The organism is Geotalea toluenoxydans JCM 15764 (assembly GCF_001311985.1).
Lineage (GTDB): Bacteria > Desulfobacterota > Desulfuromonadia > Geobacterales > Geobacteraceae > Geotalea > Geotalea toluenoxydans.
The window spans coordinates 80,203-103,072 of sequence record NZ_BBCJ01000003.1 but is presented as its reverse complement, the minus strand read 5'-3'; the positions used below and the strand labels follow the sequence as shown (position 1 = coordinate 103,072).

The 22,870-nt window shown below is 50.3% G+C and carries 22 protein-coding genes and 6 pseudogenes; 12 read left to right on the top strand and 16 right to left on the bottom strand.

Translation table 11 applies throughout. The annotated features are described in order from the left end of the window. Positions 1-43 precede the first annotated feature (43 nt). Positions 44-292: a hypothetical protein gene (locus JCM15764_RS21360; protein WP_243688217.1), complete on the bottom strand. Its 249-nt coding sequence runs from the start codon at positions 290-292 to the stop codon at positions 44-46. 136 nt (positions 293-428) lie between these two features. Further along, positions 429-1,396, bottom strand: a pseudogene (locus JCM15764_RS02730) (polyprenyl synthetase family protein). Positions 1,397-1,571: 175 nt separating this feature from the next. On the opposite strand from JCM15764_RS02730, the gene JCM15764_RS21355 reads away from it, so the two are divergent. Both JCM15764_RS21355 and JCM15764_RS02725 read left to right on the top strand, forming a co-directional pair. Continuing rightward, on the top strand, positions 1,572-1,925 hold the full coding sequence (locus JCM15764_RS21355; protein WP_243688216.1) for a response regulator: 354 nt from the start codon (positions 1,572-1,574) through the stop codon (positions 1,923-1,925). 8 nt (positions 1,926-1,933) lie between these two features. Then, entirely contained in the window at positions 1,934-2,542 is a 609-nt protein-coding gene (locus JCM15764_RS02725) for a GAF domain-containing protein (RefSeq protein WP_243688215.1), read from the top strand. A gap of 22 nt (positions 2,543-2,564) precedes the next feature. Here JCM15764_RS02725 and JCM15764_RS02720 read toward each other — a convergent pair whose 3' ends face one another. Then, on the bottom strand, positions 2,565-4,568 hold the full coding sequence (locus JCM15764_RS02720; protein WP_054692329.1) for a sensor domain-containing diguanylate cyclase: 2,004 nt from the start codon (positions 4,566-4,568) through the stop codon (positions 2,565-2,567). A 226-nt stretch (positions 4,569-4,794) separates the two neighbouring features. Between JCM15764_RS02720 and JCM15764_RS21350 the strand changes: the two genes are divergently transcribed. Then, a complete protein-coding gene (locus JCM15764_RS21350) occupies positions 4,795-5,106 on the top strand; it encodes a helix-turn-helix domain-containing protein (RefSeq protein WP_243688214.1) in 312 nt (103 codons plus the stop codon). A gap of 77 nt (positions 5,107-5,183) precedes the next feature. After that, positions 5,184-5,423 (top strand): LexA family protein, encoded by a 240-nt coding sequence (locus JCM15764_RS21345; RefSeq protein WP_243688213.1) that lies wholly within the window; start codon positions 5,184-5,186, stop codon positions 5,421-5,423. A 147-nt stretch (positions 5,424-5,570) separates the two neighbouring features. On the opposite strand, the gene JCM15764_RS02710 is transcribed toward JCM15764_RS21345, so the two are convergent. Both JCM15764_RS02710 and JCM15764_RS02705 read right to left on the bottom strand, forming a co-directional pair. Beyond that, positions 5,571-5,771, bottom strand: a complete 201-nt coding sequence (locus JCM15764_RS02710; protein WP_012646624.1) for a cold-shock protein — start codon at positions 5,769-5,771, stop codon at positions 5,571-5,573. A 192-nt stretch (positions 5,772-5,963) separates the two neighbouring features. Further along, positions 5,964-6,991, bottom strand: a pseudogene (locus JCM15764_RS02705) (LOG family protein). A 154-nt stretch (positions 6,992-7,145) separates the two neighbouring features. On the opposite strand from JCM15764_RS02705, the pseudogene JCM15764_RS02700 reads away from it, so the two are divergent. The 6 genes and pseudogenes from JCM15764_RS02700 to JCM15764_RS21340 all read left to right on the top strand — a co-directional run bounded on the left by JCM15764_RS02700 (position 7,146) and on the right by JCM15764_RS21340 (position 13,474). After that, a pseudogene (locus JCM15764_RS02700) lies at positions 7,146-8,428 on the top strand (3-isopropylmalate dehydratase large subunit). A 20-nt stretch (positions 8,429-8,448) separates the two neighbouring features. Next, a pseudogene (locus JCM15764_RS27720) lies at positions 8,449-8,975 on the top strand (3-isopropylmalate dehydratase small subunit). Between the two features lie 152 nt (positions 8,976-9,127). After that, positions 9,128-10,495: a hypothetical protein gene (locus tag JCM15764_RS02690; protein WP_243688212.1), complete on the top strand. Its 1,368-nt coding sequence runs from the start codon at positions 9,128-9,130 to the stop codon at positions 10,493-10,495. A gap of 145 nt (positions 10,496-10,640) precedes the next feature. After that, positions 10,641-11,417, top strand: a complete 777-nt coding sequence (locus JCM15764_RS02685) for an MlaE family ABC transporter permease (protein WP_054692320.1) — start codon at positions 10,641-10,643, stop codon at positions 11,415-11,417. Positions 11,418-11,462: 45 nt separating this feature from the next. Beyond that, positions 11,463-12,511: pseudogene (locus tag JCM15764_RS02680) on the top strand (MlaD family protein). Positions 12,512-12,583: 72 nt separating this feature from the next. Next, the gene (locus JCM15764_RS21340; RefSeq protein WP_243688211.1) at positions 12,584-13,474 is read left to right on the top strand and encodes a carotenoid biosynthesis protein; all 891 of its coding nucleotides are present in this window, start codon (positions 12,584-12,586) and stop codon (positions 13,472-13,474) included. An 88-nt stretch (positions 13,475-13,562) separates the two neighbouring features. On the opposite strand, the pseudogene JCM15764_RS30575 reads toward JCM15764_RS21340, so the two are convergent. From JCM15764_RS30575 to JCM15764_RS29215, 7 genes and pseudogenes are all read right to left on the bottom strand, one after another. Continuing rightward, positions 13,563-14,444 (bottom strand): annotated as a pseudogene (locus JCM15764_RS30575) (sensor domain-containing diguanylate cyclase); the annotation flags it as partial. 1,075 nt (positions 14,445-15,519) lie between these two features. Beyond that, positions 15,520-16,902, bottom strand: coding sequence for a TldD/PmbA family protein (locus JCM15764_RS02665; RefSeq protein WP_054692312.1), 1,383 nt, complete (start codon positions 16,900-16,902; stop codon positions 15,520-15,522). Further along, positions 16,895-17,167 carry a DUF4911 domain-containing protein gene (locus tag JCM15764_RS02660; protein ID WP_054692309.1) on the bottom strand — a complete coding sequence of 91 codons (273 nt, stop codon included), beginning with the start codon at positions 17,165-17,167 and terminating at the stop codon, positions 16,895-16,897. Before JCM15764_RS02660 ends, JCM15764_RS02665 begins: the two co-directional genes overlap by 8 nt. Before the next feature lie 97 nt (positions 17,168-17,264). Beyond that, complete coding sequence (locus JCM15764_RS02655) at positions 17,265-18,035, bottom strand: polysaccharide deacetylase family protein (RefSeq protein ID WP_243688210.1); 771 nt, start codon at positions 18,033-18,035, stop codon at positions 17,265-17,267. 192 nt (positions 18,036-18,227) lie between these two features. Next, positions 18,228-18,977 (bottom strand): substrate-binding domain-containing protein, encoded by a 750-nt coding sequence (locus JCM15764_RS02650; protein WP_054692306.1) that lies wholly within the window; start codon positions 18,975-18,977, stop codon positions 18,228-18,230. A gap of 89 nt (positions 18,978-19,066) precedes the next feature. Continuing rightward, positions 19,067-19,699: a bifunctional UDP-4-keto-pentose/UDP-xylose synthase gene (locus tag JCM15764_RS29220; protein WP_279384223.1), complete on the bottom strand. Its 633-nt coding sequence runs from the start codon at positions 19,697-19,699 to the stop codon at positions 19,067-19,069. Continuing rightward, positions 19,683-19,913 (bottom strand): NAD-dependent epimerase/dehydratase family protein, encoded by a 231-nt coding sequence (locus JCM15764_RS29215; RefSeq protein ID WP_279384233.1) that lies wholly within the window; start codon positions 19,911-19,913, stop codon positions 19,683-19,685. The genes JCM15764_RS29220 and JCM15764_RS29215 overlap by 17 nt, the downstream gene beginning before the upstream one ends. Here JCM15764_RS29215 and JCM15764_RS29210 point away from each other — a divergent pair. Then, entirely contained in the window at positions 19,876-20,133 is a 258-nt protein-coding gene (locus tag JCM15764_RS29210; protein ID WP_243688209.1) for a hypothetical protein, read from the top strand. The two genes, JCM15764_RS29215 and JCM15764_RS29210, sit on opposite strands and share 38 nt — an antisense overlap. Before the next feature lie 65 nt (positions 20,134-20,198). Here JCM15764_RS29210 and JCM15764_RS02630 read toward each other — a convergent pair whose 3' ends face one another. Together JCM15764_RS02630 and JCM15764_RS30570 are read right to left on the bottom strand one after the other, a co-directional pair. Next, positions 20,199-21,113 (bottom strand): formyltransferase, encoded by a 915-nt coding sequence (locus JCM15764_RS02630; RefSeq protein WP_243688208.1) that lies wholly within the window; start codon positions 21,111-21,113, stop codon positions 20,199-20,201. Between the two features lies 1 nt (position 21,114). Further along, positions 21,115-21,276, bottom strand: coding sequence for a hypothetical protein (locus tag JCM15764_RS30570; protein ID WP_500778419.1), 162 nt, complete (start codon positions 21,274-21,276; stop codon positions 21,115-21,117). A 48-nt stretch (positions 21,277-21,324) separates the two neighbouring features. On the opposite strand from JCM15764_RS30570, the gene JCM15764_RS30565 reads away from it, so the two are divergent. Beyond that, positions 21,325-21,570: a hypothetical protein gene (locus JCM15764_RS30565; protein WP_500778418.1), complete on the top strand. Its 246-nt coding sequence runs from the start codon at positions 21,325-21,327 to the stop codon at positions 21,568-21,570. Positions 21,571-21,613: 43 nt separating this feature from the next. Here JCM15764_RS30565 and JCM15764_RS29200 read toward each other — a convergent pair whose 3' ends face one another. Together JCM15764_RS29200 and JCM15764_RS29195 are read right to left on the bottom strand one after the other, a co-directional pair. Continuing rightward, complete coding sequence (locus JCM15764_RS29200; protein WP_243688206.1) at positions 21,614-22,054, bottom strand: glycosyltransferase family 2 protein; 441 nt, start codon at positions 22,052-22,054, stop codon at positions 21,614-21,616. Between the two features lie 15 nt (positions 22,055-22,069). Continuing rightward, a complete protein-coding gene (locus JCM15764_RS29195; RefSeq protein ID WP_279384232.1) occupies positions 22,070-22,777 on the bottom strand; it encodes a DegT/DnrJ/EryC1/StrS family aminotransferase in 708 nt (235 codons plus the stop codon). Positions 22,778-22,870: the final 93 nt, after the last annotated feature.

Sequence of the window (22,870 nt, the reverse complement as noted above, 5' to 3'; positions counted from 1 at the left end):
GCAGGAAATCATAATTGAGAAGGAACTCAGGGTTGCGAGCTTGCTAAAGGCGCTTTGTTCTGGGTTTAAACGGGTACCTTTTTAGTTGCCTTGAAACTACGGCAAGGGGAAGAAGTCTCTCATGCTTCCCCAACGCATCAAGCAGGCTCAAGCCATCACTTATGATGATGTCGTCATCTTCGAAAAGGGTCTGGGCGAAATATCTGCCATCTCTGCGACAAAAGACCAATATCTGGTAGTTGTCGCCGTCCAGTTCCATTTGTGTCTGGTGAACCAGTTCGCTGTCGGGCATTTTGTGTAACCTGAGATGCTGAGAGATGAGTATTTGCTGTGAAAACAGCACTAATTATGCCAAGGGCAAGGTGTGAATTGTTGGTGGGTTTGAAGAAATGGATTTGCGAGAGCTGTGATTTAACGGATGAAGGCTGCTATTTGACGCGAGTCAGGACGTAATTCGCCAGGTCAAAAAGGGCAGCTTTTTCAGTTGACTCAGGGAACAAATTGAGGTGGCCCTTGCAACGGTTGACGTACTCATTGGCAACGGCAATCGTATGCTTTATCCCATCATATTTTCCCACTAAATCAAAGACCGTCGAAAAGTCATGGTCTTCGAGAATATCTTTTTCGATTATCGTCCCGATCTGACTTCTTTCCTCTGCAGTGCATTGCCTGAGGGTATGAATCAGGGGGAGGGTTATTTTGCCCTCTTCAAGGTCGTGACCGATGCTTTTGCCAAACTGCTCTTCACTGGTACATAGTCGAGGGTGTCATCCATGAGTTGAAAGGCAATCCCAAGGTCCATGCCGAATTCCTGTAGTGCAGCTTCATGCTGGGAAGACGCCTGACCGAGAATGGCCCCGGATTGACACGCTGCCGATAGGAGAATTGCCGTCTTTGCCTTTACCACCTCTATGTATCTTTCCAGGGTCAGGTCCAGATCGCTGGTACAGATCAGCTGTAGCACTTCTCCTTCGGCAATAATTGTTGTAGCGCCAGAGAGCACCTTCAGTATTTTCAGATCGCCATCGGCAACCATCAAGGAAAATGATTTTGAAAAAAGAAAATCGCCGACCAGAACTGAGGCCTCATTGCCCCACAATGTATTAGCTGAAGCTATGCCGCGGCGGAGATTGGCGTTGTCGACAACATCGTCGTGGAGAAGGGTTGCGGTGTGGATAAATTCTATGACACTGGCCAAGGCAACATTCCTGTTGCCGGTGTAGCCACATAATTTTGCAGCAAGCAGTAACAGCGCTGGTCGGATCCTTTTTCCACCACTGGCAAGAACGTATTCGCCCACCTTGCGAATCAGCGGTACATCCGAATGAAGATCCTTCTTGAACTGTAGCTCTACGTTTGTAAGATCTTCCCCAATAAGGGCAAGTGCTGCTTCCATTGCCAGACCTCTGCTGAATTTTGGCCAATACTATAGGAAAGACTTAACTGTTGTCAAAGCTTTTCTGGTCAGCGCCTTGTCGGATGTAAGCAGAAAGGGACTTCATTTATGTTGATTTTTACACACTCTTGCACTAACATTCCCGTGCTGCTAATCAACCCCCGCGAGAGAACCTTTGGCAAGTTTTTCACCCCATATATTGGTGGTCGACGATTCCCCTTCCTTTCAGAAAATGGTCTGCGGGCTCCTGTTGAAGAAGGGTTATCGGGTTACCTGTGCCTCATCCGGGGAGGAAGCTGTCAGGCTTTTTCGGGCTGAAGAATTCAACATGGTATTGACTGACATCATGTTGCCGGGCATGAGTGGCTTGAACATGCTTAAACTGGCAAAGGAAATGAAACCGGAGACAGATGTGGTTATCATTTCCAGCAATGCATCATCTTTCACTGCCATTAAGGCCTTGAGGCTTGGCGCCTACGACTATATCGTCAAGCCATTGATGATGAGGCCATTCTCTACAATGTTGTAGCCAGGACCATGGAAAAACAATCGCTGACCGTTGAAAACCGGCGATTGATCCGTGACCTTTCAGAAAAGAACCATGCCCTGGAAGAAACGCTGCAGATGATGACTACACTGAACAGTGCCTGTGCCGCTCTGGCTTCGACTACGGATATTGGTACGATTTTGCGGAAACTGGTTGAGAGTGCGGTTGCACAGTTGAAGGCAGAAAAGGGTTACCTTTTGTTACTGGATAAATCAGGAATGAAATTTTCCATGAAGGTCTGTGTCGGCATCGATCACAATTTGGCAAAGACCTTCAGCATGCAGAAAGATCAGGGTATATCAGGTCTTGTCGCTGCCAATAATAAACCGTTGTCAATTGAGTCCGATATACCTGCTTCTCTTACGGTAAGGCTCCTTGAGGAGGACACCTGTGGAGATCTTTTCAGCACGCCGGGAATACTGTCGGTGCCACTGCAGATAAAGGACCGTGTCGTGGGGGTGGTCAACATCTCCGGTCGCCCCGGAGGCAAAATGTTTACCGACACGGAGGTAGATTTCATTACGACTCTTGCAACCTATGCAGCCATTGCCCTTGATAATGCAGGCACCTGTTATCGCCTCAGAAAAAACGGAATTTGATTCCCTGTGCATCAGGTATTACTCATGGCGTGTGTGCCACGACAATAGCGTTCCTGCCGGTAGTCTTTGCCTGATATAAAGCCACATCTGCAGCATGAACCAGTGACGTGAACGTGTGTCCGTCTTCCGGGAAAGAAGCAACGCCGATACTAGTTGTAAGCCTCCCCAATGGAAGATTTTCTTCTTCCGGAAAAGCCTCCTTTTCAATTCCTGCACGGATCCGCTCTGCTACCGCCAAAGACTCTGTTTTTGAAGTGCCGGGCAAGATGGCGCAGAATTCTTCACCTCCATAGCGTGCTACGATATCCATGTCCCTGACCGATGCCCTGATTATGGCAGCTGTCTTTCTCAACACCTCATCACCGGCAATGTGGCCGCATAGGTCATTGTAAATCTTGAAATGATCCAGATCTATGAACAGTATTGTCAAATTCAATTTTTGACGAATACTTCGATTAAGCTCTTCTTCAATACGGTTTTTGAGGAAGCGGCGGTTATAAAGACCGGTTAAGGCATCAGTTACGGCCATTTTTTCGAAAATGACTGATTCCTCGATAACCAGAGTTCTTTCAATCATCAGAGAAGCAAGATTGGCAAAAGAGGTGAGAAGGTTTCTGTCAGATTCCGTGAAGGCGGCCATATCTTCCTTATCGGATAGATTCAGCACCCCGATGGTCTTGTCCTTGAGCTTCAAGGGAATGCAGATGAGGGATTTGGACTTGAATCGTGGCCTGTTCCTGATGCCTATCCTGCTGTCTTTTTCGATGTCATCGACCAAAAGCGGGATGCCGGTCTTGGCCACCTTGCCGGCTATCCCTCTACCTACCTTGACAGTCATGCACTGGGCGAGATGCAGGCTCATCCCCATGGTATAAACGATATGCAAGCTTTCCCCGCTTTTATCCATCAGCATGATTGATCCCTGGGTGGCATTTAGCAGGTCAGCTGCCAGCTCCAGTATAGTCTTGTAGAGTTCATCTTTATTTTCCGCGAACAGCAAGGTATTGGTAACCGACAAAAGCTTGTTCGACAGGGCGTTCAGTTGCAGGTGTTCCGCCTCATTTTTCAGGTGCCTTATCTTGGCAGCTATCCTGGCGGCTATTAACTCCACCAATAAGACATCCACTGAATGCGGCTCGCTGTCAAAAACAGAAATAAATCCCAGCTGGCTTCCTTCGGCTTTCAAAGGGAAAAAGGTCACTTGCTCGGCTGTCAGACCTGTGAATATTGCTGCTGCTTCTTCTTCGAATCTCAGAATTTTTCTGCTTCTGTCTCTGGTTAAAAATGATTTGATTTTTGCCTCAGGTATGTCGTGAATTTTCTCCAGCCCCAGTTTGCCGACAATCGAGTAGCATTCTTTGTCCTTATCCAGTAACGCCAGAGCGACCTTGGGAAAGTCGAAGACAAAGCCGAGAAGGTCTGTAGAAAAAGATACGAGTTCATCGGTTGATTGCAGTTCATCGAGTTGTTCAAGCAGACCGACGACTATGGACAGGCGGCTTACAGTCTGATCATAAAGGGACTTATACAGTCTTTCGACCTGCAATGACGGCAAAATCTCATGGATCTGTTCTGCAACACCTTCCAGTTCATGGATCGTCGCTACTGGTAATTTTTCAAGCTGATTAAGAAGGGAAAATACATCGACTTTATCGGCCCGTGAAAGTCTTTCCAGCTGCCAAAAGTCAATCAGTTTATCTCTTACACCGTTGCCCACCAGACAAAAGTCCGTGTCGCCAATTTCAAAGGAAACGGCAAAACTTAAAAATCCCCCATTGTATCTGTAAACAGCTGTTTTCTTTGTCTGTAGATCGGGTTTTAGCGGACTGCCAAAGAAGTTAAGGCCGATTTCATTGCTGAGAGCATCATGCACTATGGAGCCGCATGGTTGAAACTCACAAGTCCCATTCGTTGAAGAGGTTTTACTTCGAGAATAAAGATTGAGATTGTACTGGGCAAGGAATGAATAGCTTTTAAGTTTTGCCAGCAATTCAGCCGGTGGTGCTTTTTGAGCTTTTTCTTCCATGTCCGAAGCTCTCCGATAATACTTGGGTGTACCACAGCTTGTGAAATCGGTTTTGTCAGAGGTATTAGCGTATTTACATAATTAATGCCGAACAATTATTCCACGGTGATTTTTGGGTTGCATCGTCACGGGGAACAGACTATAAATATTGCTGTGATGTGCCATTCTGCCTGAGTATATTAACTGAGAGATATGCTTGTCAAGACATTGTAAGTTAGAGGAGGGTATGTCTGAAAAGGAAATGAATTGCCGGATGGGCCTGCGCATTAAGGAAATACGGCAGGCCAAAGACATGACCCAGAAAGAATTTGCCGATTCACTGGGGATCGTTCAAGGTTTTCTTAGTGGTGTCGAAAGGGGTAAAAAAAACGTTTCCGACACCTTAATCATTGCTTTATGTCATTCATATGGAATTAATAAAGAATGGCTCAAGACCGGACATGGGGAGAAATTCCGTGAACTGCAAATAGAGCGTCACGCCCCTCAAATGTGCCCCTTTTCAAAAAAATACCCCAAGATTTTCCGCATTTTTTCGTAAAGGAAGATATTTGCGACTATCTTTCCTTGCCACAAGGGGCGGAGGGGTCGTATGCCATTTTTTCGGTAGGAGATTTCATGGCGCCCACCATCTGCGATGGTGATCTGGTCGTAATCTCTACAGAGTGTGAGATTGAAAACAGGGATATTGTTCTGGTTAATAATCGATGGGGTGAAGCTATCCTGAGACGTTACAGAATAGTGGATTCAGATGTATTCCTGTCGCCGGACAATCGTGCTTATGTTCCTTTCAAGAAGGACAGCAAGCTGAAAATGCTCGGCAAAGTGGTTGATGTGTGGCGTAGAATTAAATTGTAATAAGTTGTTATCAGAAAAATTATTGCAAGCCTCGCCGGCAATGCGTCCTGTCCGGAGCTTCCAAGTCAACCCTCTGCAGTTTGCCATATGAATAAAAAAACCTCGCAAAGCGAGGTTTTTTCGTCTTAAATCTATATGGGATCTACCTTAGATTTTTTTGACGTTTGCTGCCTGCAAGCCTTTGGGACCATTGGTGACATCGAAGGATACTGCTTCACCTTCTGCAAGTGACTTAAAGCCTTCTCCCACAATAGCAGAAAAGTGTACAAATACATCTTCCCCATTGTCTTGCTCGATGAAGCCGAATCCCTTCGCATCGTTAAACCATTTTACTTTGCCCTGTGCCATTTTTACTGCCTCCTTTTGTTGCCTCCGGGTCTCTGCCGGATCATGTTAATACTGCAGTTTCCGGAGTCTTGGGCAGGAAAACGTCAAAGTCAGATGCTTTGTGTATTTCCATTGATTAACGAACTTCCGAAACTTGCCGCCTTGTAAAATTAACAGCATGTAATTACTTTGTCAAGAGCTTTACCGTCATTTTTAGAACATATTTATTCTGCCTATGAACGCCATCAGCAGACCATAATGCTGATGGTCGAACTGAAGAGCTATACGTGGCAAATCAAGAAGGTCAGGTTCATCCTGTTCTTCCTGCAGCGGTGCTGTTGAAACAATTTTAGTGCCTGAATTGTGCAACTCCGGGAATTCTTTTTCCAGCTCGTCAATGTTTGCTCTGGAAAGTTCCTTGTTAAGTCTGATAATCAATCTTCTATTTACAAATCTCAAGGAATGGTAATTGCGATAAAAATCTTCGATTACCTTTACAGCCTCTTTTTCACTACGAGTGATGGTGAAAATAGAGAAATCTTCAGCAGAGATAAAGCCTCTGCCCAGCATGCGTTCTTTTATAAATATAAACCATTGTTCCCAGTACCCGTCATCATCATCAATGAGAACAAGGGGTTTTGGTGAGGTCTTACCGGTCTGAATAAGGGTGAATACCTCCATTGCCTCGTCCAGTGTACCGAATCCCCCGGGAAAAACGGCGATAGCGTCTGCCTCCTTGACAAAAGCAACTTTACGATTGAAAAAGTATTTGTAGGTAATCAGACGTGGGTTGGCAAGCATGAAGGGGTTCGGTGCCTGTTCGAAAGGAAGCCTGATGTTCACCGCAAAGGAGCTTTCGCTGCCGGCGCCTTCGTTACCGGCCTGCATGATGCCGGGACCGCCGCCGGTGATAATCATGTAGCCCTTGTCGGCCAGCAGCCTGCTGAATCTGACACACTTCTGATAGGCTTCTTCCTGTGGTTCTGTTCGGGCCGAGCCGAAAATAGTGACCTTGGTCCTGTGCCGGTAAGGCGAGAACACTTTGTTGGTGTAACGCATCTCCTTCATGGTGTTACTGAGAAGTTTCAGGTCGCCAGGTAATCAGTATCCTGGCCGGCTTTTAGCGCTGAGACGATCATTTCGCGTACAAGTTCCTGATGATGAACTCCACCGGCTTTCCCGATGAGAGAGTCTATTGCTTCATCTATTTCCTTGTTCGTTCTGTTAAAACTGAGTTGCATATTAAAAATCCTCTCAAATTGAAGCAATATATCATTTGATGACATCATAGGCAAATGTTTACTATTATTGAACAAATATTAAATTGATTTGTCTGGTCGATTTGTTTACATTACCAACGCAATAGAACCCAATTATGGAAAGGATGCATTTTGTATGGGAATGACCATAGCCGAGAAGATATTTAAGTCGCACCTGGTAGACGAACCTTTTTCTGGAACCAGAGTGCTGAAGCTTGATGTTGTAATGTGTCATGAAATAACTACGCCGATAGCCATCGCCGACCTGATGGAGAGGAAAAAAGACCGGGTTTTCGATACAGGCAAGATAAAAGCGGTAATTGATCATGTGACTCCGAGCAAGGACAGCAAAACCGCTACCCAGGCGAAGATGTTGCGTGACTGGGCGCGTCGGCACGCCATCCCGAATTTTTTCGATATTGGCGCCAATGGGGTCTGTCACGCGCTGTTCCCTGAAAAAGGCTATATCCGTCCCGGCTATACCGTGATCATGGGTGATTCACATACCTGCACCCACGGTGCTTTCGGGGCTTTTGCCGCCGGTGTCGGCACCACTGACCTTGAGGTGGGCATTCTTAAAGGTGTCTGTGCCTTCCGCGATCCAAAGACGATCCGGATCAACCTGAACGGAAAGCTTCCCAAAGGGGTCTATGCAAAAGATGTGATTCTCCATGTCATCGGAAAGCTTACGGTCAATGGAGCAACTGACCGGGTAATGGAGTTTCGGGGGGCTGTTGTGGACGCAATGACCATGGAGTCTCGCATGACATTATGCAACATGGCGATAGAGGCAGGTGGTACCTCCGGCATCTGCATGCCCGACGGTGTGACGGTAGACTACCTATGGCCCTTCATCAATAAGGAATATGCCGGCAAAGAGGCTGCTCTGGCAGATTTCAAAAAATGGTGGTCGGATGAAGACGCCACCTACGATCGAGTGGTGGATATTGACGTTTCGAGCCTTGAGCCTGTGGTCACCTTCGGTTATAAGCCGGATCAGGTGAAAACGATCGGCGACATTGCCGGCACCCCGGTGGATCAAGTCTACCTTGGTTCATGTACTAACGGCAGGCTTGAGGATCTACGGATAGCTGCAGCGATTCTCAAAGGAAAGAAAATAGCTCCATCGGTTCGGGCGATTCTCTCGCCGGCAACGCCTAAAATATACAGCGATGCTCTCAATGAGGGTTTAATCGCCATATTTATGGATGCAGGGTTCTGTGTGACCAATCCCACCTGCGGCGCCTGTCTTGGAATGAGCAATGGAGTGCTGGCTGAAGGAGAGGTATGCGCTTCCACCACCAACAGAAATTTCATGGGCCGCATGGGCAAAGGGGGAATGGTGCACCTGATGTCGCCCGCGACTTCGGCGGCTACAGCCATTGAAGCAAGATTGCCGACCCCAGAAAATATCTATAATCTTAAGGAGAACAGTAAATATGAAAAGCTTCGCCGGACCAGCACTGTTTCTTGATCGCTCCGACATAAATACGGATGAAATCATCCCTGCCAAATACCTAACGGAAATCACCAAGCAGGATTTGAAGCCATATATTTTAGAAGACCTCAAGCTGCCTGGATTCGATCCTAAAGGAAAAAAGACCGCAAAGGCAAGGGTGGTAGTGAGCCGTGCCAATTTCGGTTGCGGCTCCTCCCGGGAGCATGCACCATGGTTTTTGAAGTCAATGATATCAATGTGGTAATAGCAGAATCCTTTGCCAGGATCTTTCGTCAGAACATGTTCAACTGCGGCATGGCAGCTATAGAGTTGCCTACTCAGAGCCTTGATGTCCTCTTCGGCTATTCGGGATATGGGGATACCGTCATTGCCGTCGATATCGAAGCCGAGAAAATTTCAATCCGGGGGGGAGGGAGAGAAGACGCGCTGTCCTTCCAGATTTCTCCCTTTGACAAGGCATTGGTTCTTGCCGGCGGCTGGGTCGACTATGCCGACAGCAAGTATTGATTCAGCTGTCTGATTGGACTGAAGCCCGAAAGACCCGACTCTGTCGGGTTTTTTTGTTGACTAACTTCGTTCATGAGGATAATAGCTGCAGTTCTTCTTCCTGGGTATCCTTCCCTTATCTTGCCCAGAGATTGCATCCTCTGACGAGGTTTATGCGTATTACAATATCAGCCATAGCAGTAATTCTCATCATTCTCTCCTCAGTAACAGCTTCTGTTGCAGAGGGCGAGGATGCTAACGCCGAAGCCGGCACAATATTCACCCTTTGGCCCCTGCTGGATTATCGGGATAGCCCGAAGGATGGGTTTCGCAACATCTCCATGCTTGGCCCGCTTTTCAAGTTCCAGCATAACAAGGAAGACCATGACACGGCAGTTCGTCCGCTGTTTTACCAGACAACGAACCGGCACAATAAAACAAGCTCTGCAGACTATCTATATCCCCTTGCATCAAGGGATGTTTCGCCGGAAGTAACCACATTTCAATTTCTGAAACTGGTGCAGAGCAACAGCTATCGAAAAGATGAGCCGGAACAGCAGGAAAAGGATGCGATGTTTTTTCCTTTCTACATCAGTGGGAAGTCTGAAAAATATGGCCCATATACCTCTGTCTTTCCTTTCTATGGCGACATCTATGAGCGATTCTGGCGGGACGAGTACCATTACGTGCTTTTTCCCCTCTATGGCAGAACGGTGAAAAAAGGGACAACCACCCGTAACTACCTGTATCCTTTCTTTTCTACCGTCGAGGGGGAGAGGGAGAAGGGTTTTCAGTTCTGGCCCCTGTATGGGCAAGCTTCCAAGGAAGGAGCCTATAGCAAGCGGTTTGCCCTGTGGCCCATTTTCTCCACTGAGAGCAGTCGTCTGAACACGGACAATCCGACCCATAAAGTGGCGGTATTGCCTCTTTATGCGGCGACCGATTCGCCGCAAAAGATTTCCCGGTCATATTTCTGGCCCTTTTTCGGTTATACGGACGATATCGCCAGAGATCAACACGAAATTGACTACTTCTGGCCCTTTTGGCTGACAGTGCGCGGGAGTACGAGGAATGTAACAAGCGTGCTTCCTTTCTATTCGGTTGACCGGGGTAGAGAATCCCTCAAGCGCTGGTACATGTGGCCGCTGCTGAAGCGTGAGGAGATAAGTTCCAGCTCCTACAGTCAACACCTGGACAGAATCCTCTTTTTTCTATATACCGACAGCAGGGAGACCTGGGCGAAAGATGGCAGCGAACGGCAGCGTACCGCACTTTGGCCGCTCTTTGTTTACAAGAAGGATATCCGCGGTGTAATGTCACTGTCCGTGCCCGCCCCTGTGGAGCCGATTTTCGATCGGGACGGCATAGAAAAGAACTGGGCGCCACTGTGGCGGATATATCAACAACGGTGGAGTGAAACAGGAGACTCTGCGTATCCTTTGTTTGGAACCTTTACTGGCATGAGGTCCGGAATGAAGCCCTGGCCTATGAGCTGTTTCCGTTCATCCAATTTCAGGCAGACAGCAAGAGTAGCGATTTGAAACTGCTTAAAGGCCTGATAAGGTATCGGAGCAGCAACGGAACCAAAAATCTAAGTCTGTTATGGCTTCCCTTCGGTTTCAACTGGGGCAGTACTGCAGCAGATGTTAAGGCAGAGGCCTCTGTAATCCCAAGGAGCACACAATAATGGCGGGTGCCATCGACAGAATCGGCAAAAAGGTCATAAAGTTCCATGAAATTATCGGCGAGATGCTGATACTTTTGGGCCAGACTGTCTACTTTTTCCGGGAAGCGCCTCGCAACCTGGCAAGCATCTTTGCCCAGATGGCCATCATAGGTTATGAGACCTTGCCGGTTGCCTCAGTGATGGCGTTCTTCGTCGGTATGGTGCTCGCGTTACAGACCGGGGTCGAGTTGAACAAGTATGGCAGCCAGGACATAATCGGGGCGATTGTGGGACATTCAATGGTCAGGGAGCTGGGACCGGTCATGACGAGTTTTCTGGTGGCAGGTCGGGTCGGATCGGCCATGGCTGCGGAACTTGGCGTGATGAAAGTCTATGAGGAGATCGATGCCCTTAAAACCTTGGACATCAACCCGGTCCGCTATCTAGCCATGCCTCGTTTTATTGCCTGTATTGTCTGTGTGCCGGCGCTGGTAATCTACTCTGACTGCATCGGTATTGTCGGGGGCGCGATCATAAGCAACCTTCATCCAAAGATTTTTGTTTCATATTCCACATATTACGACAGTCTTACGGCAGCATTGAAATTCCAGGAGATAGGCAACGGGTTGATCAAGGCATTTGCCTTTGGCGCCATTGTCGCGCTGGTTTCCTGCTATGTGGGGTTTAAGACATCTGGCGGCGCAAGGGGCATCGGTATTTCAACAACAAGATCTGTGGTCTGGTCATTCATGCTTATTCTGGTTGCGGACTATTTCCTCACCAGGCTTTTAATGTGAGTTTTACAGCGGTAATTCAAGTGGTTCTTACTGGAGGTCCAGCTAATGGCGATTTCAGTTGAAAAAAAAGTAGGCATCTTTTTTATATTAGGACTGATTCTGTTCGGCTTCATGCTGGAAGTGGGGGAGAAATGGAACCCCTTCGAAAAAAAGGTGATGTATAAAACCTTTCTGACGAGCATTACCGGGTTGAAGATCGGTGATCCCGTGCGTTTGGCAGGCGTGGATGTGGGAAAGATCGATAAAATAACCATCCTTGAAGAAAAGGTCCAGATCGATTTCGAAGTGAAGCCCGGAACCAAGATCAAAGCCGATTCAGTCGCCACCTTGCGTCTGACCAATCTTCTGGGGGGGCAATTTCTGGGGATATCCTTCGGTTCTCCCGGTGCGCCAATCCTTCCACCTGGTGGGACGGTAAAAGGACGGGATGTGGCAAACATTGACATTATCGTCGATAACGTGAGCGAGGTGGTCCAGGATGCGAAGCTTCTGATCACTCAGCTCAACGAAAACCAGAACGAGGTCATGGGCAAGATCAGCGCCATTCTCGATGATAACCGCACCAACCTGCAAAGCTCCATTGCCAACATCAACAGCATAACCACCAAGCTCGACCGTGGGGACGGCTCTCTGGCCATGCTGCTCAATGACAAGCTTCTCTATGAAAACTTCCGCGATGCCTCGGCCAGCGTGAAAAACATCGCCCTGAAGATAGACAAGGGAGAAGGCACCATCGGCAAACTCGTCAACGATGATCTGCTTTACAGCGACGCCAGGTCCGCCATGGCCAGAATCAATGACAGCATGAAGGATGTCAAGGACATAGCAGCCAAGATCAACCGCGGCGAAGGCACCATGGCAAACTGGTGAATGATGAGGCACTTTATAACGAGGTGCGGGATGCTTCCAAGAATATCAAGGAAATAACGCGCAAGATAAATGATGGCGAAGGCACCCTGGGCAAACTGGTCAACGATGACAAACTTTACCGCGACACTACCGCCACATTGAAAAAGGCGGAAAAGGCCATGGACGGGCTGGGGGATACCGGGCCGATCCAGGTATTGGGCAGTGTCATAGGCACCCTGTTTTAGAGAAATGCGTGGTGTGGAAAAGCAAAACGAAAATGGCGCTGTCAAAGCGCCATTTTTCATCTGGGGGGAATTGTGACTGATTTTTTTTCGATTGCGGTGGGGACGGTGACCATGCGGCCCTATGTCTTTGCCTTCTTTGCCGTATATCTGGTGGCTGCGGTAACCCATCTGGGGTGGCGAAAGACCTTGTATTTTACTGCTGCCGGCTATGTCATTTCATTTCTTTCGGAAGTTAGCTCCATTAACACAGGCTTTCCCTATGGTTGGTATTACTATGTGGAGGCTACCAAGGGTAAAGAGCTGTGGATTTTCGGCGTTCCTTTCTTTGACTCTCTCTCCTATGTATTTCTTGCCTACTGCAGTTATACTGCTGCGCTGCTTGTCGTATCTCCCATCAAAGCCTCCCCCAGGGACGTAGTTACACTTGAAACCAGCTCAATTCGCAAATCCTTTTCAGTGTTACTGCTGGGATCGCTGTTTCAGGTTTTTCTGGATATAATAATTGATCCGGTGGCACTGCAGGGGCACCGCTGGTTTCTCGGCAGGATTTACGGCTATCGGGAAGCAGGCTACCATTTCGGTATACCATTTTCCAATTACGCCGGCTGGTTTCTGGTAAGTGCACTAATGATTTTTGCCCTGCAGCGGATCGATGCCCTGACCGGGAAGAGGGGAGAACGGCCGAAAGGAGTAATGGCTGCTCCTTTCCGTTCGCTGTATGGGCCGGTACTGTATCTGTCCGTTATCGTCTTCAACCTGACCATAACCGTGCTCATCGGCGAAAGGCTGATGGCCATGACCGGCATTTTTATTTTCACGCTGCCGATTGCTATTTCCGCCGTTCTGATTGCTCGCAGGGCAAACAGGTATACGGAGGCGGAACTGGCTGAGCATTTGGCTGACTATCCTTATATTGCCCGTTGTGGAACAGGGGGAGGAGTTGCCGGGAATCGTGAAGGGTGATGCTGTTGCCCGATCTCAGGCCATTGTTGATTGAGGGTGCTTGCACAGCGGCAGCTGAGGTAAAAGAAATGGGTCGAAAAGTGGCTTTCTCCGCTGCCGTTACTATCTCGTCGACGTTTTTTCCGTCTTCGGGAAAGGTGGATAAGCCGATGTTTACGCAGGCCCTGGCAAGTGGAGTGCCATCCAGCTGAGCAATAGCATCGACTATCTTCACGCGGATTCTTTCCCCCACCAGTGCCGATTCATTTTTCCCCGTATCCGGCAGTATGATGCAGAAGGAATTTTCTCCATATCGGGAAATCACGTCCATCTCGCGCAGCATTTCTGTCAGCACCCCGGCAATGGCTTTCATTGCTTTCTCCCCGGCATTTCCCAAGCCGAACAGCTCGATGCGCATCAGGGCCAGGCTGCGGGTCAGCCTTTTGCAGCGGCTGATTTCTTCCTGCATCCTTTTGAGCAGAAACTTGCGGTTGTAAAGCCCGGTCGACGGGTCGCCGATCGCCACTGACCGGCAGCTCGCCCAAGCTGCCTTTGCCGTTGCGTGGTGCACCACCCCAGCCACATGATCGGCAAAAAAACTCAGGGTTTCAAGATCCTTCTCATTGAACGTTCCACCGTTTTCCTTGTCGGAGATGTTCAAAACGCCGATTACCTGCTGATTGTAACTGAAAGGAAGGGAGACGAAGGACTTTGTCCTGAAACGGGACCTATTCAGCCTTGCAGTGCGTGAATCGTTTTCGATGTCGCTGGCCACAATAGGAGAAGCATCAGCTGCTACCTTGCCGGCGATTCCTTCGCCAACCTTGATCGTAAAACTTTTTGCCAGATGGGAATTTATTCCCCTTACCGCTTCGATGTGCAGCTCTTCGCCGTTCTTGTCCATGACCATGAAAGAGCCGTTGATGGCGCCGACGAGGCCGGTGGCCGCGTTGAGCAGTGAATCGTAAAGCTCATTGTGGTCGTCGATCATGAGCATCGAGCTTATCAGCTCGAGCATTTTCTGGGATTGAGTATTCGCCCGAAGCAGCTGTTCTTCCTGCAGCAGTTGCTGTAACCGTGTTGCCACCCTTTTGCAGACAAGTTCAATCAGCGAAACATCACCCTCCCGCAATTTCGTGTCCAGAAGTGCTATCAGCCCGCAGTTATCCCCATTTGCCAGGAACTGCAGGCAGGTAGCCATCTCCACATCTTGCTCTGGGAACAGGGAGGCTATTTCACCGCCAACAACGAAGCTCTTTCCAGCGTTTTCCAGGGGGAACAGGTTATTGATCCGGTGCGGTATGATCTTTTTCACAGCAGCGGCAGGCGGTGCCCAGTCTCCAGCAAGAAAAAGTTCCTGGCAGGCGCTGCCGGTAAAAACAATGCCAAGACGGGGAATGTCGAAAATAATGGTCAGCGTGTCGAGAAAGAGGGAGATGGTTGCTGCACTGGTGGTCATCTTGTCCATCTCGGAGCAGATGCTGGCAACGGCAGCAAGTTTGTCGAGAATATCATCGGATGAGCCTGTTGGGTGTTCTTCCGCCATATTCTCCTTGATTAGGCGAAACACCCGGTCTGCAGCGTCTTCAACATCTTTTCTTGAGGCCACAGGGTATTTCTGGAAGAGCTCAAGCAGTTCCACAGGATCTCTCTGCGTCAGCTCTGCCAGTGATTCGACTCCGCCCAGATCTAATGCTTTATCCCTGACACCAGTACCGACCAGACAGTAAAGGGAATCATCCTCTAGAGAAAAGGGAACGGCAAAAACATACAGCCCTTCCGGTGAGCGCAAAGTGGTCGGACGCTTGCCGATGCAGGCAATCTCGAGGATTTCGTCGAAGGCGGCAATGGGCAGGTTTACAGCCTGAGGCCGCTGATGGGCAAGGTGTAGCTCCCAGCAATCGTTACCGGCGCTTGCGGCCGTACTCCTGCAGCAGAAAAGTAAAAGATGGTAGCCCTCGAGAAAGGAATAACCCTTCAGCGATTGCAGAATATTTGCTGGATCGTGTGTTGAAGAGGTGTTTACCGGCATTTCTTTCACCGTGTGGTTTTTACGCATGGGTACATCAGGCGGTGCCCCCTACGGTAATCTCTGAAATGAGAAGAGTCGGTTGGGCATCGGAGACCGGAACCCCTTGACCTTCTTTACCGCAGGTGCCGATGCCGAAACCCAGATCGGTGCCGACCTTGGTTATTTTGTTGAGCACGTCAGGTCCGTTGCCGGTCAGTGTTGCACCACGGACCGGTTCAGCAATCTCTCCGTTTGCAATCAGGTAACCTTCGGAAACTTCGAAGACGAAATCGCCATTAACCGTATTGACCTGCCCCCCTCCCATTTTTTTAACGAAAAGGCCCTCCCTGACACCTTGGATTATTTCTCCAGGGGGGGTGGTGCCTGGCGCAATCAAGGTGTTCGTCATGCGGGCAATGGGTTTAGTCTGATATGACTCTCGCCTGCCGTTTCCCGTTGACAGACAACCGTCCTTCATGGCAGATAGCCTGTCGTACATGTATCCTTTCAGGATGCCGTTTTCGACCAGCACCGTCCGTTGGGCGGGTGTCCCTTCATCGTCGAAGGAGAACGACCCCCTGGCATTTGCTATTGTTGCATCGTCAATGACGGTGACAAGAGGGGATGCCACCCGGGTTCCTGCTTTCCCCGCATAAACCGACATTCCAGCCTGGGCCAAGTCTGCTTCCAAACCGTGACCAATGGCTTCATGGACCATGGTTCCCCCGGCTTCTGAGGAAAGGACCACTGCCATGGTGCCGCCGGGCGCTTTCCTTGCGCCGAGCATCATCAGGCTGCGTCTTGCTGCGGCCAGAGCAAGTTCTTCAGGACCCATCGTCTGAAAGATTTCAAAGCCGCGGACACCGCCGATTGCCTCGTAGCCGGTTTGAACCAGGGATCCTTCTGCGGCAATGGCCTGAACCGTAAAAACGGTACCGGTCCTGGCTGTTTCGATAAATTCGCCGCAGGAATTGACTATCTGCGCTTTTGCTGTTCCATCGCGGTACATGGCGGTTACCTGGCGTATTTTCCCGTCCAAGCCCCTGGCGGCAAGGTCTGCGGCAGAGACGGTCGCGATTTTTTGCTTCAGCGGGATGTCCTCCGGTGGCAGAAGAATCGGGAAGCCTGTGCCCACAATTTTTCGCGTAAGGTCTATGACCCTGTCGAACTTCTTCCCCTTTACTGCCCGGCTCACCGTCTCGGCCAGGGCCAGGAGAGAAGACTCGCTAATCTCGTTGCTAAAGGCATATGCAGTTCTCAGGTCGGAAATGACACGTATTCCCACGCCCCGGTCGGCTCCGGCGAGGACTCTTTCTATCTTCGAGTCTTCGCAGACGATGGCCGTCGAGCTTCCCTCCTCGAAATATATATCGGCGAACTCGCCTCCTCCGGAAAGGGCTCGGCGCAGGATGGCGGCGCAATCGAAATGTTCAAGCATGGCAGCTTTCCTCGCAGCATGGCTGATTTTCTAAAGGCAGAAGCAGGGGCGGAAAAATCTCGTTGAAGGTTATATCCGCTAGAAGTGCATGCAGGAGCTTATCCAGCTCCGAATTGAGTTCGCAGGGCACAGAGATACGGGTAATGCCCTTTTTAGCATCCTCCGTACTCAAGGTGGCGAGCCCCTCATAGGCCTCCAGGATGAATTTCAGATAGACCAGGTCCTTGCTGTCCATGTGGAAATACCGCACCAGAGAATCAGGCATGAATACTCCTTCAAACAAACTTCGATAAACTATCACTTGGGAAGACAAAAAACAATAAAAGATTAAAGATTGGTAACAGAAAATGATCGGGGCAGGGTCATAGCTGCAGGGCTACCGCTCCGGCCCGGCCAGCTAGTTCTCCCATGGCCATGGACGATTCGGCTGCGTTTGCGCCATGTTCCACGGCAGCTTCAGCCAGTGTGATGAAGCGGGCGCCGCGATCTTTCAGGCGTTGCAGAAGGTCGGTGAACTGGGCAGCCAGAACCCTGCCTTCAAGTTCGGCATGGATAGTGTGGACGTTGAGTCCGGGCCGCAGGCAGGCAAGGTAGTGATCGTTGATATTGTCGGCAGTTATGCCGTTCTCGCCGATCAGTTCGTCCATGGTTGGCCAGGTGGTGGGAATTTGCAGGGTGGCGAAGCGCCTGTTGTCCAATACCGGATAAAAGGGAGAGGTGCCGCGTGAATCGCTGCAGTAGGAAAGATGCAAAGCATCTTGAATTTCGAGGGAATCTTCAGAAACCGTCCAGCCTGGAGCTGCAGTTGTTCTCGGCCGCTGCCCCATGATTTGTTCATAGAGAGCGAAAGCCCTGCCCATTTCCATGGCCACTGTTTTTTTTGGCATCCACGGCAGAAGATCGTGCCATTTCACATGGTCCCAGCAATGGATACCTGTCTCGTGCCCCATGGCGGCCGTCTTGCGCAGAATGTCCGGAAAGGCCGCCCCGATCATCGGTGGCGGGAGAAGCGTGCCGTAGAGCATGGTCTTAATGCCATAGGCCGAGGGGGCACCGGTGCGGAGCATTTTTTTCAGGAAGCCCTTTCGGGTGAAGATGCGGCGGATCGCCTTGCCGGAATTATCAGGCCCCATTGAAAAATAAAAGGTAGCTTGATTCCTGCCGACTCCATGATTTCCAGTAACCTGGGTACTCCATCACGGGTGCCGATGTAGGTATCCACATCTACTTTGAGGGCTATGGTCGATTGGCTCATGGTTTCAGCACCTTACACTGATGCAGCAGGTAACACAAGAAGGTTTTTCCCACTGGGTTATAGGTGGGTTCTACTGGATATATGCGGCATCTTTAAGGATATCGATGAGTTTATTTGTCAGAGGTGACGGCTTGCCTTTGGTTACCAGGATGACCGGCGAACTGACTTTGGGCGTTTTCGGCACCTTGACGCCTGGAGCGATGAAGCCGCTGGGGGCGATACCTATTGCGCCGGGGGTCTCCATGACGGCTTTGCGGACTTCCTCGTAGCTGTCGGCTGACCGGAATTTGGCAACCATCGGGGAATCCTTAAGAATTTTTTTGATGAAAGCCTCATTTTCAGCTACTGAAGTTGAGTCCCAGACAATGATAATCTCCTGGTCCGGGCCGCCAAACTGGCGCCAATTTCTGATTTTACCGGTAAAGATGGACTTCAGCTGTTTCTGGTTCAGCTGCTTGATCCTGTTGTTCTTATGGAGAAAAATCACTGTACGATTGCTTCCAACCTCTACCATGTGCAGTGATGCCGGTGGCAGAGTAAGTCTTTTCAGGGCAGCTTCCTGCAGAAGTTCCTTCAAAGAACTGGTGGCTATAATTGCATCGACGTTTCCCTTGGCCAATTGCACAAGTTCTTCGCCCGGCTCGATCTGCATTATGGAGAGGGAGGTCTTCGTTTCTTCCTCGAAGGTTTCTTTAACGGGTATGAGAAACCCGCTGATGTTTGCATCGTCGCCACCGACTTTCAAGGTCGTAGTCGGGCCGGCACAGCCGCCCGCCCAGAAGGTAATTAATAGAAGAGGCAAGAGTAGATGTGGCTTCATTACGCACTCCTTTTAGATGGTTTGAAAGTAAATGGCCGCTTCGATTGGAAAGCGGCCGCTTTATGTCCGGAAGTTTATTCAGGGCATTTTTACAGCAGGTTGTCTATTTTTTCTTTTTCCTCAACCAGATAGAATTCCAGGGTTTTACGCAGGGCACCGTCTATAGCGGTGACAGGTTTCCATCCCAGCCTGGTCTCAGCATTTTTAACCGACGGTACGCGGGTCAGCATATCCTGGTACCCTTTACCGTAAAATGCATCGGAGGTGACTTCTATGATTTGACACTTCTCGGCCCGGTCACGATATTCGGGATATTCCTTGACCATTTCCCTCAGCTTCACTGCCAGTTCCTTGACCGACAGATCATTACCGGGATTGCCGATGTTGAAGATACCTCGCTCGGCACAGCCGTCCCTGTTTTCGATAATCCGCATCAGGCAGTCGATGCCGTCCTCGATGAAGGTGAAGGAACGGCGCTGGCTGCCGCCATCCACCAGCTGGATCGGTTCGCCTGCCAGAATGTTGTAGAGGAACTGGGTCAAAACCCTCGAGCTTCCCTCTTTGGCGGTGCTGATGCTGTCCAGCTTGGGGCCGATCCAGTTGAACGGGCGGAACAGTGTATAGCGCAGGCCGTCATGCTCGCCATAGGCGTAGATGACCCGGTCCAGCATCTGCTTTGCGCAGGAGTATATCCAACGCTCCTTGTTAATGGGGCCCAGCATGAGGGGGATGTTTCTTCGTCGAACTCCCGGTCGGGCTCATGCCATATACCTCGGAGGTGGAGGGGAAAATAACCCGCTTCCCGTACTTTACGCACTGGCGGATGATTTTCAGGTTTTCCTCGAAATCCAGCTCGAACACACGCAGGGGGTCCTTGACATAGGTGACCGGAGTGGCAATGGCAACCAGCGGCAGCACCACGTCGCATTTCTTGATGTTGTACTCGATCCACTCCTTGTTGATGGTGATGTCCTTCCAGAAAATGGAAACGGGGGTGGCCGATGGAGTGTTCCAGCTTGTTGTCGCTCATATCCAGGCCGAAGACTTCCCACTCGGTGGTGTCGAGGATGCGGCGGGTCAGGGCGTTGCCGATAAAGCCGTTGACGCCCAAGATCAGTACTTTCATTCCAGTCTTCTCCTTATAACGCTTCGATAAAGGGGCCAATTGCGTTGTTGCCCCGCGTCGCCTGGCAGCTGGCGCCTTTCTCGAAGCCGGCATGGTTATTCAAACTTTTCTGCCAACTGATATTGTTGGGAAAAACCTTCAGCGGTGGTTTCCTCTTCACCTTCCAATTGCAACTTCTTTATTGCCAGTAGTCCATTGCCGGTTCCAACCATAAGCGGCTCAGCGGAAACGACTTTTCCCGGCTCGCCACTCCCCTCTACCGGCCACGCTTGCCAAATGATGACTTTCTTTCCATTCAGAAACATGAAGGCGCCGGGATAGGGATGGGTGACGCCGCGGATAAGGTTGTAGATCTGTACCGCAGATTTGCTCCAGTCAATGCGGCCATCTGCCGGCTTCCGGCCGCCGCAGTAGTTGCCCGCTTTCAGATCCATGGGGATGCGGCCTGCCGTCCCTGCAACCAGCCGTGGCCAGGAGCGGGCAATTACGGTAACAGCGGCATCAGTCACTTTGTTGAAGACATCAAAGGAGGTGTCGGTGAATTCTATGGTTACCTTTTCCTGGTCGACAATGTCGCCGGCATCGGGTTTTTCCACCATGTAATGGAGGGTAGCTCCGGTTTCCGTCTCGCCGTTGATCACCGCCCAGTTCACCGGCACCCTTCCCCTGTACCGGGGCAGGTATGAGCCGTGCAGGTTCAGGGCGCCGCACCCCGGCAGGCTGAGAATCTCCTGCTTGATCATGTTTCGGTAGTAGACGGAAAGAATGAAGTCCGGGGCGATCTCCTGCAACAGGGCCGCATTTTCCGGGAGGTTGATATCGGACGTCATATAAGGAATACAATGCTTTTCGGCCAGTTGCCGCACCGATTTAAACCAGATTTCTTCGGTGGGGGAGTCCTCGTGGGTGAAGATCATTCTGATATCCGCCCCTTGGCGGATCAGTTCCTCAATACAGCCGTAACCGACGTTATGATAGGCACAGACGACAATCCTGTTAATTGCATTCACCTTACTTATCCCTGAATCCATGTAGCTTTCTCACCACGTAGCGCGGTCGTTTGCGTACCTCCTGGTAGATCCTTCCCACGTATTCACCCACCAGGCCGATGCCGAAGATGATGATGCCGATGAAGAAAAATAGGATGGCGAACAGGGTGAAAACCCCTTCCACCTCGCGCCGATGATGAAGCGCCTGATAAGGAGAAATACCGCAAAAGCCATGGAAAAAACAGAGGTGAGTATCCCCATCAGGGCGAAGAGTTGTAGCGGTACCACGGAAAAACCGGTCATCAGGTCGAAATTGAGGCGAATCAGCCGGTACAGGGAGTATTTGCTTTCCCCTTCGGCCCGTTCCGCATGGGCTACCTTGATTTCGGAAGGATTTGCGGAAAAGGTCTGGGCCAGGGCCGGTATGAAGGTGGTGGTTTCCTCGCAACGGTTGATATTGTTAATCACGTTGCGGTGATAGGCGCGCAGCATGCAGCCATAATCGCTCATTTGCATGCCGGTCATTTTGTTGGTGGTGATGTTGACGATGCGTGAGGCGACCCGGCGGAAGATGGTATCCTGGCGCTTTTGGCGGATGGTGCCGACACATCATGCCCCTTTTCGATCTCTGCCACCAGTCTGGGAATTTCTTCCGGGGGATTTTGCAGGTCTGCATCAAGGGTTATGACTATCTCGCCGCGACTTTTCTCGAAGGCCGCCAGAATAGCCATGTGCTGGCCGAAGTTGCCATTGAATTCTATGACGCCGATCTCCGGGTATCTCTCCACCATCTGGCTGAGAATGGAGAGGGAGTCATCGCGGCTGCCGTCATCGGTAAAAACGATCTCGAAAGGTCGCCCCATTTGCTGCATGACCGGGTAAAGCCTGTTTATCAGCGGCGGGAGATTAGGCTCCTCGTTGTAAACGGGGATGACTACAGTCACATACGGTTTTTCCTGCATAACCTGGTCCTGTAACTACTTTCTATGTTTTACGATAACTTCTTTCACTGCGCCGACCACGTCCCGCGCGTCCTCATCTGTCATTTTCGGGAAGAGGGGCAGGGACAGAATGCGGTCAGAGGCATAGTCGGCATTGGGGAGGCTTCCCTCCACCTGGGGCAAGTTCTCACGGTACCAGGCGTGGTGGTGAATGGCCTTGTAGTGCAGCCCGCTGCCGATATTGAGCTTCTTCAGCTCCGCCATGAACTGGTCCCGGTCGATGGCCAGCATTTCAATGCGAACCAGTGGGGTATAGAGGTGCCAGGCATGACGTTGGTCGTACGTGGCGTATCGGGGAAGGGCCAGTTCGGCCACATCGGCGAGGGCTTCATTGTAAAAATCAGCAATGGCTGTGCGCCTTTCAATGAAGCCATCCAGTCTGGGGAGCTGGTGGATACCGATAGCAGCCTGAATGTCCATCATGTTGTATTTAAAACCGGGGAGCATGATGTCGTAGTTGGGGGTGCCGGTGGCGGCAAAGCGTTTCCACGCCTCCCTGCTCATACCGTGGAATTTGAGGAGGGAAATTTCCTCTGCCAGGGATTCGTCACGGGTACAGACCATCCCCCCTTCGCCGGTGGTAATGTTCTTGTTGGGATGAAAGGAGAAGATGGAAATGGAATTGAAAGAGCCGATCTTCTCTCCCTTGTATTCTGTGCCGGCGGCGTGTGCAGCATCTTCGATAATGGTGAGATTGAATTCTTTGGCCAGGGCAAAGAGCGGTCCATGTCACAGGACTGGCCGGCAAAGTGCACGGGATGATGGCTTTGGTGCGGG

Bases quoted from the DNA above. Each gene is read 5' to 3' on its own strand.
- JCM15764_RS21350 (WP_243688214.1), top strand. From the start codon at position 4,795: ATGTCTGAAAAGGAAATGAATTGCCGGATGGGCCTGCGCATTAAGGAA.
- JCM15764_RS02685 (WP_054692320.1), top strand. From the start codon at position 10,641: ATGGCGGGTGCCATCGACAGAATCGGCAAAAAGGTCATAAAGTTCCAT.
- JCM15764_RS02650 (WP_054692306.1), bottom strand. From the start codon at position 18,977: ATGAAGCCACATCTACTCTTGCCTCTTCTATTAATTACCTTCTGGGCG.
- JCM15764_RS02655 (WP_243688210.1), bottom strand. From the start codon at position 18,035: ATGGGGCCTGATAATTCCGGCAAGGCGATCCGCCGCATCTTCACCCGA.
- JCM15764_RS29200 (WP_243688206.1), bottom strand. From the start codon at position 22,054: ATGCAGGAAAAACCGTATGTGACTGTAGTCATCCCCGTTTACAACGAG.
- JCM15764_RS29220 (WP_279384223.1), bottom strand. From the start codon at position 19,699: ATGCTGGGCCCCATTAACAAGGAGCGTTGGATATACTCCTGCGCAAAG.
- JCM15764_RS29210 (WP_243688209.1), top strand. From the start codon at position 19,876: ATGGCAACCAGCGGCAGCACCACGTCGCATTTCTTGATGTTGTACTCG.
- JCM15764_RS02690 (WP_243688212.1), top strand. From the start codon at position 9,128: ATGCGTATTACAATATCAGCCATAGCAGTAATTCTCATCATTCTCTCC.
- JCM15764_RS02665 (WP_054692312.1), bottom strand. From the start codon at position 16,902: ATGCTTGAACATTTCGATTGCGCCGCCATCCTGCGCCGAGCCCTTTCC.
- JCM15764_RS02720 (WP_054692329.1), bottom strand. From the start codon at position 4,568: ATGGAAGAAAAAGCTCAAAAAGCACCACCGGCTGAATTGCTGGCAAAA.
- JCM15764_RS21360 (WP_243688217.1), bottom strand. From the start codon at position 292: ATGCCCGACAGCGAACTGGTTCACCAGACACAAATGGAACTGGACGGC.
- JCM15764_RS02710 (WP_012646624.1), bottom strand. From the start codon at position 5,771: ATGGCACAGGGCAAAGTAAAATGGTTTAACGATGCGAAGGGATTCGGC.
- JCM15764_RS02660 (WP_054692309.1), bottom strand. From the start codon at position 17,167: ATGCCTGATTCTCTGGTGCGGTATTTCCACATGGACAGCAAGGACCTG.
- JCM15764_RS21345 (WP_243688213.1), top strand. From the start codon at position 5,184: ATGGCGCCCACCATCTGCGATGGTGATCTGGTCGTAATCTCTACAGAG.
- JCM15764_RS02725 (WP_243688215.1), top strand. From the start codon at position 1,934: ATGGAAAAACAATCGCTGACCGTTGAAAACCGGCGATTGATCCGTGAC.
- JCM15764_RS30565 (WP_500778418.1), top strand. From the start codon at position 21,325: ATGGAAAAAACAGAGGTGAGTATCCCCATCAGGGCGAAGAGTTGTAGC.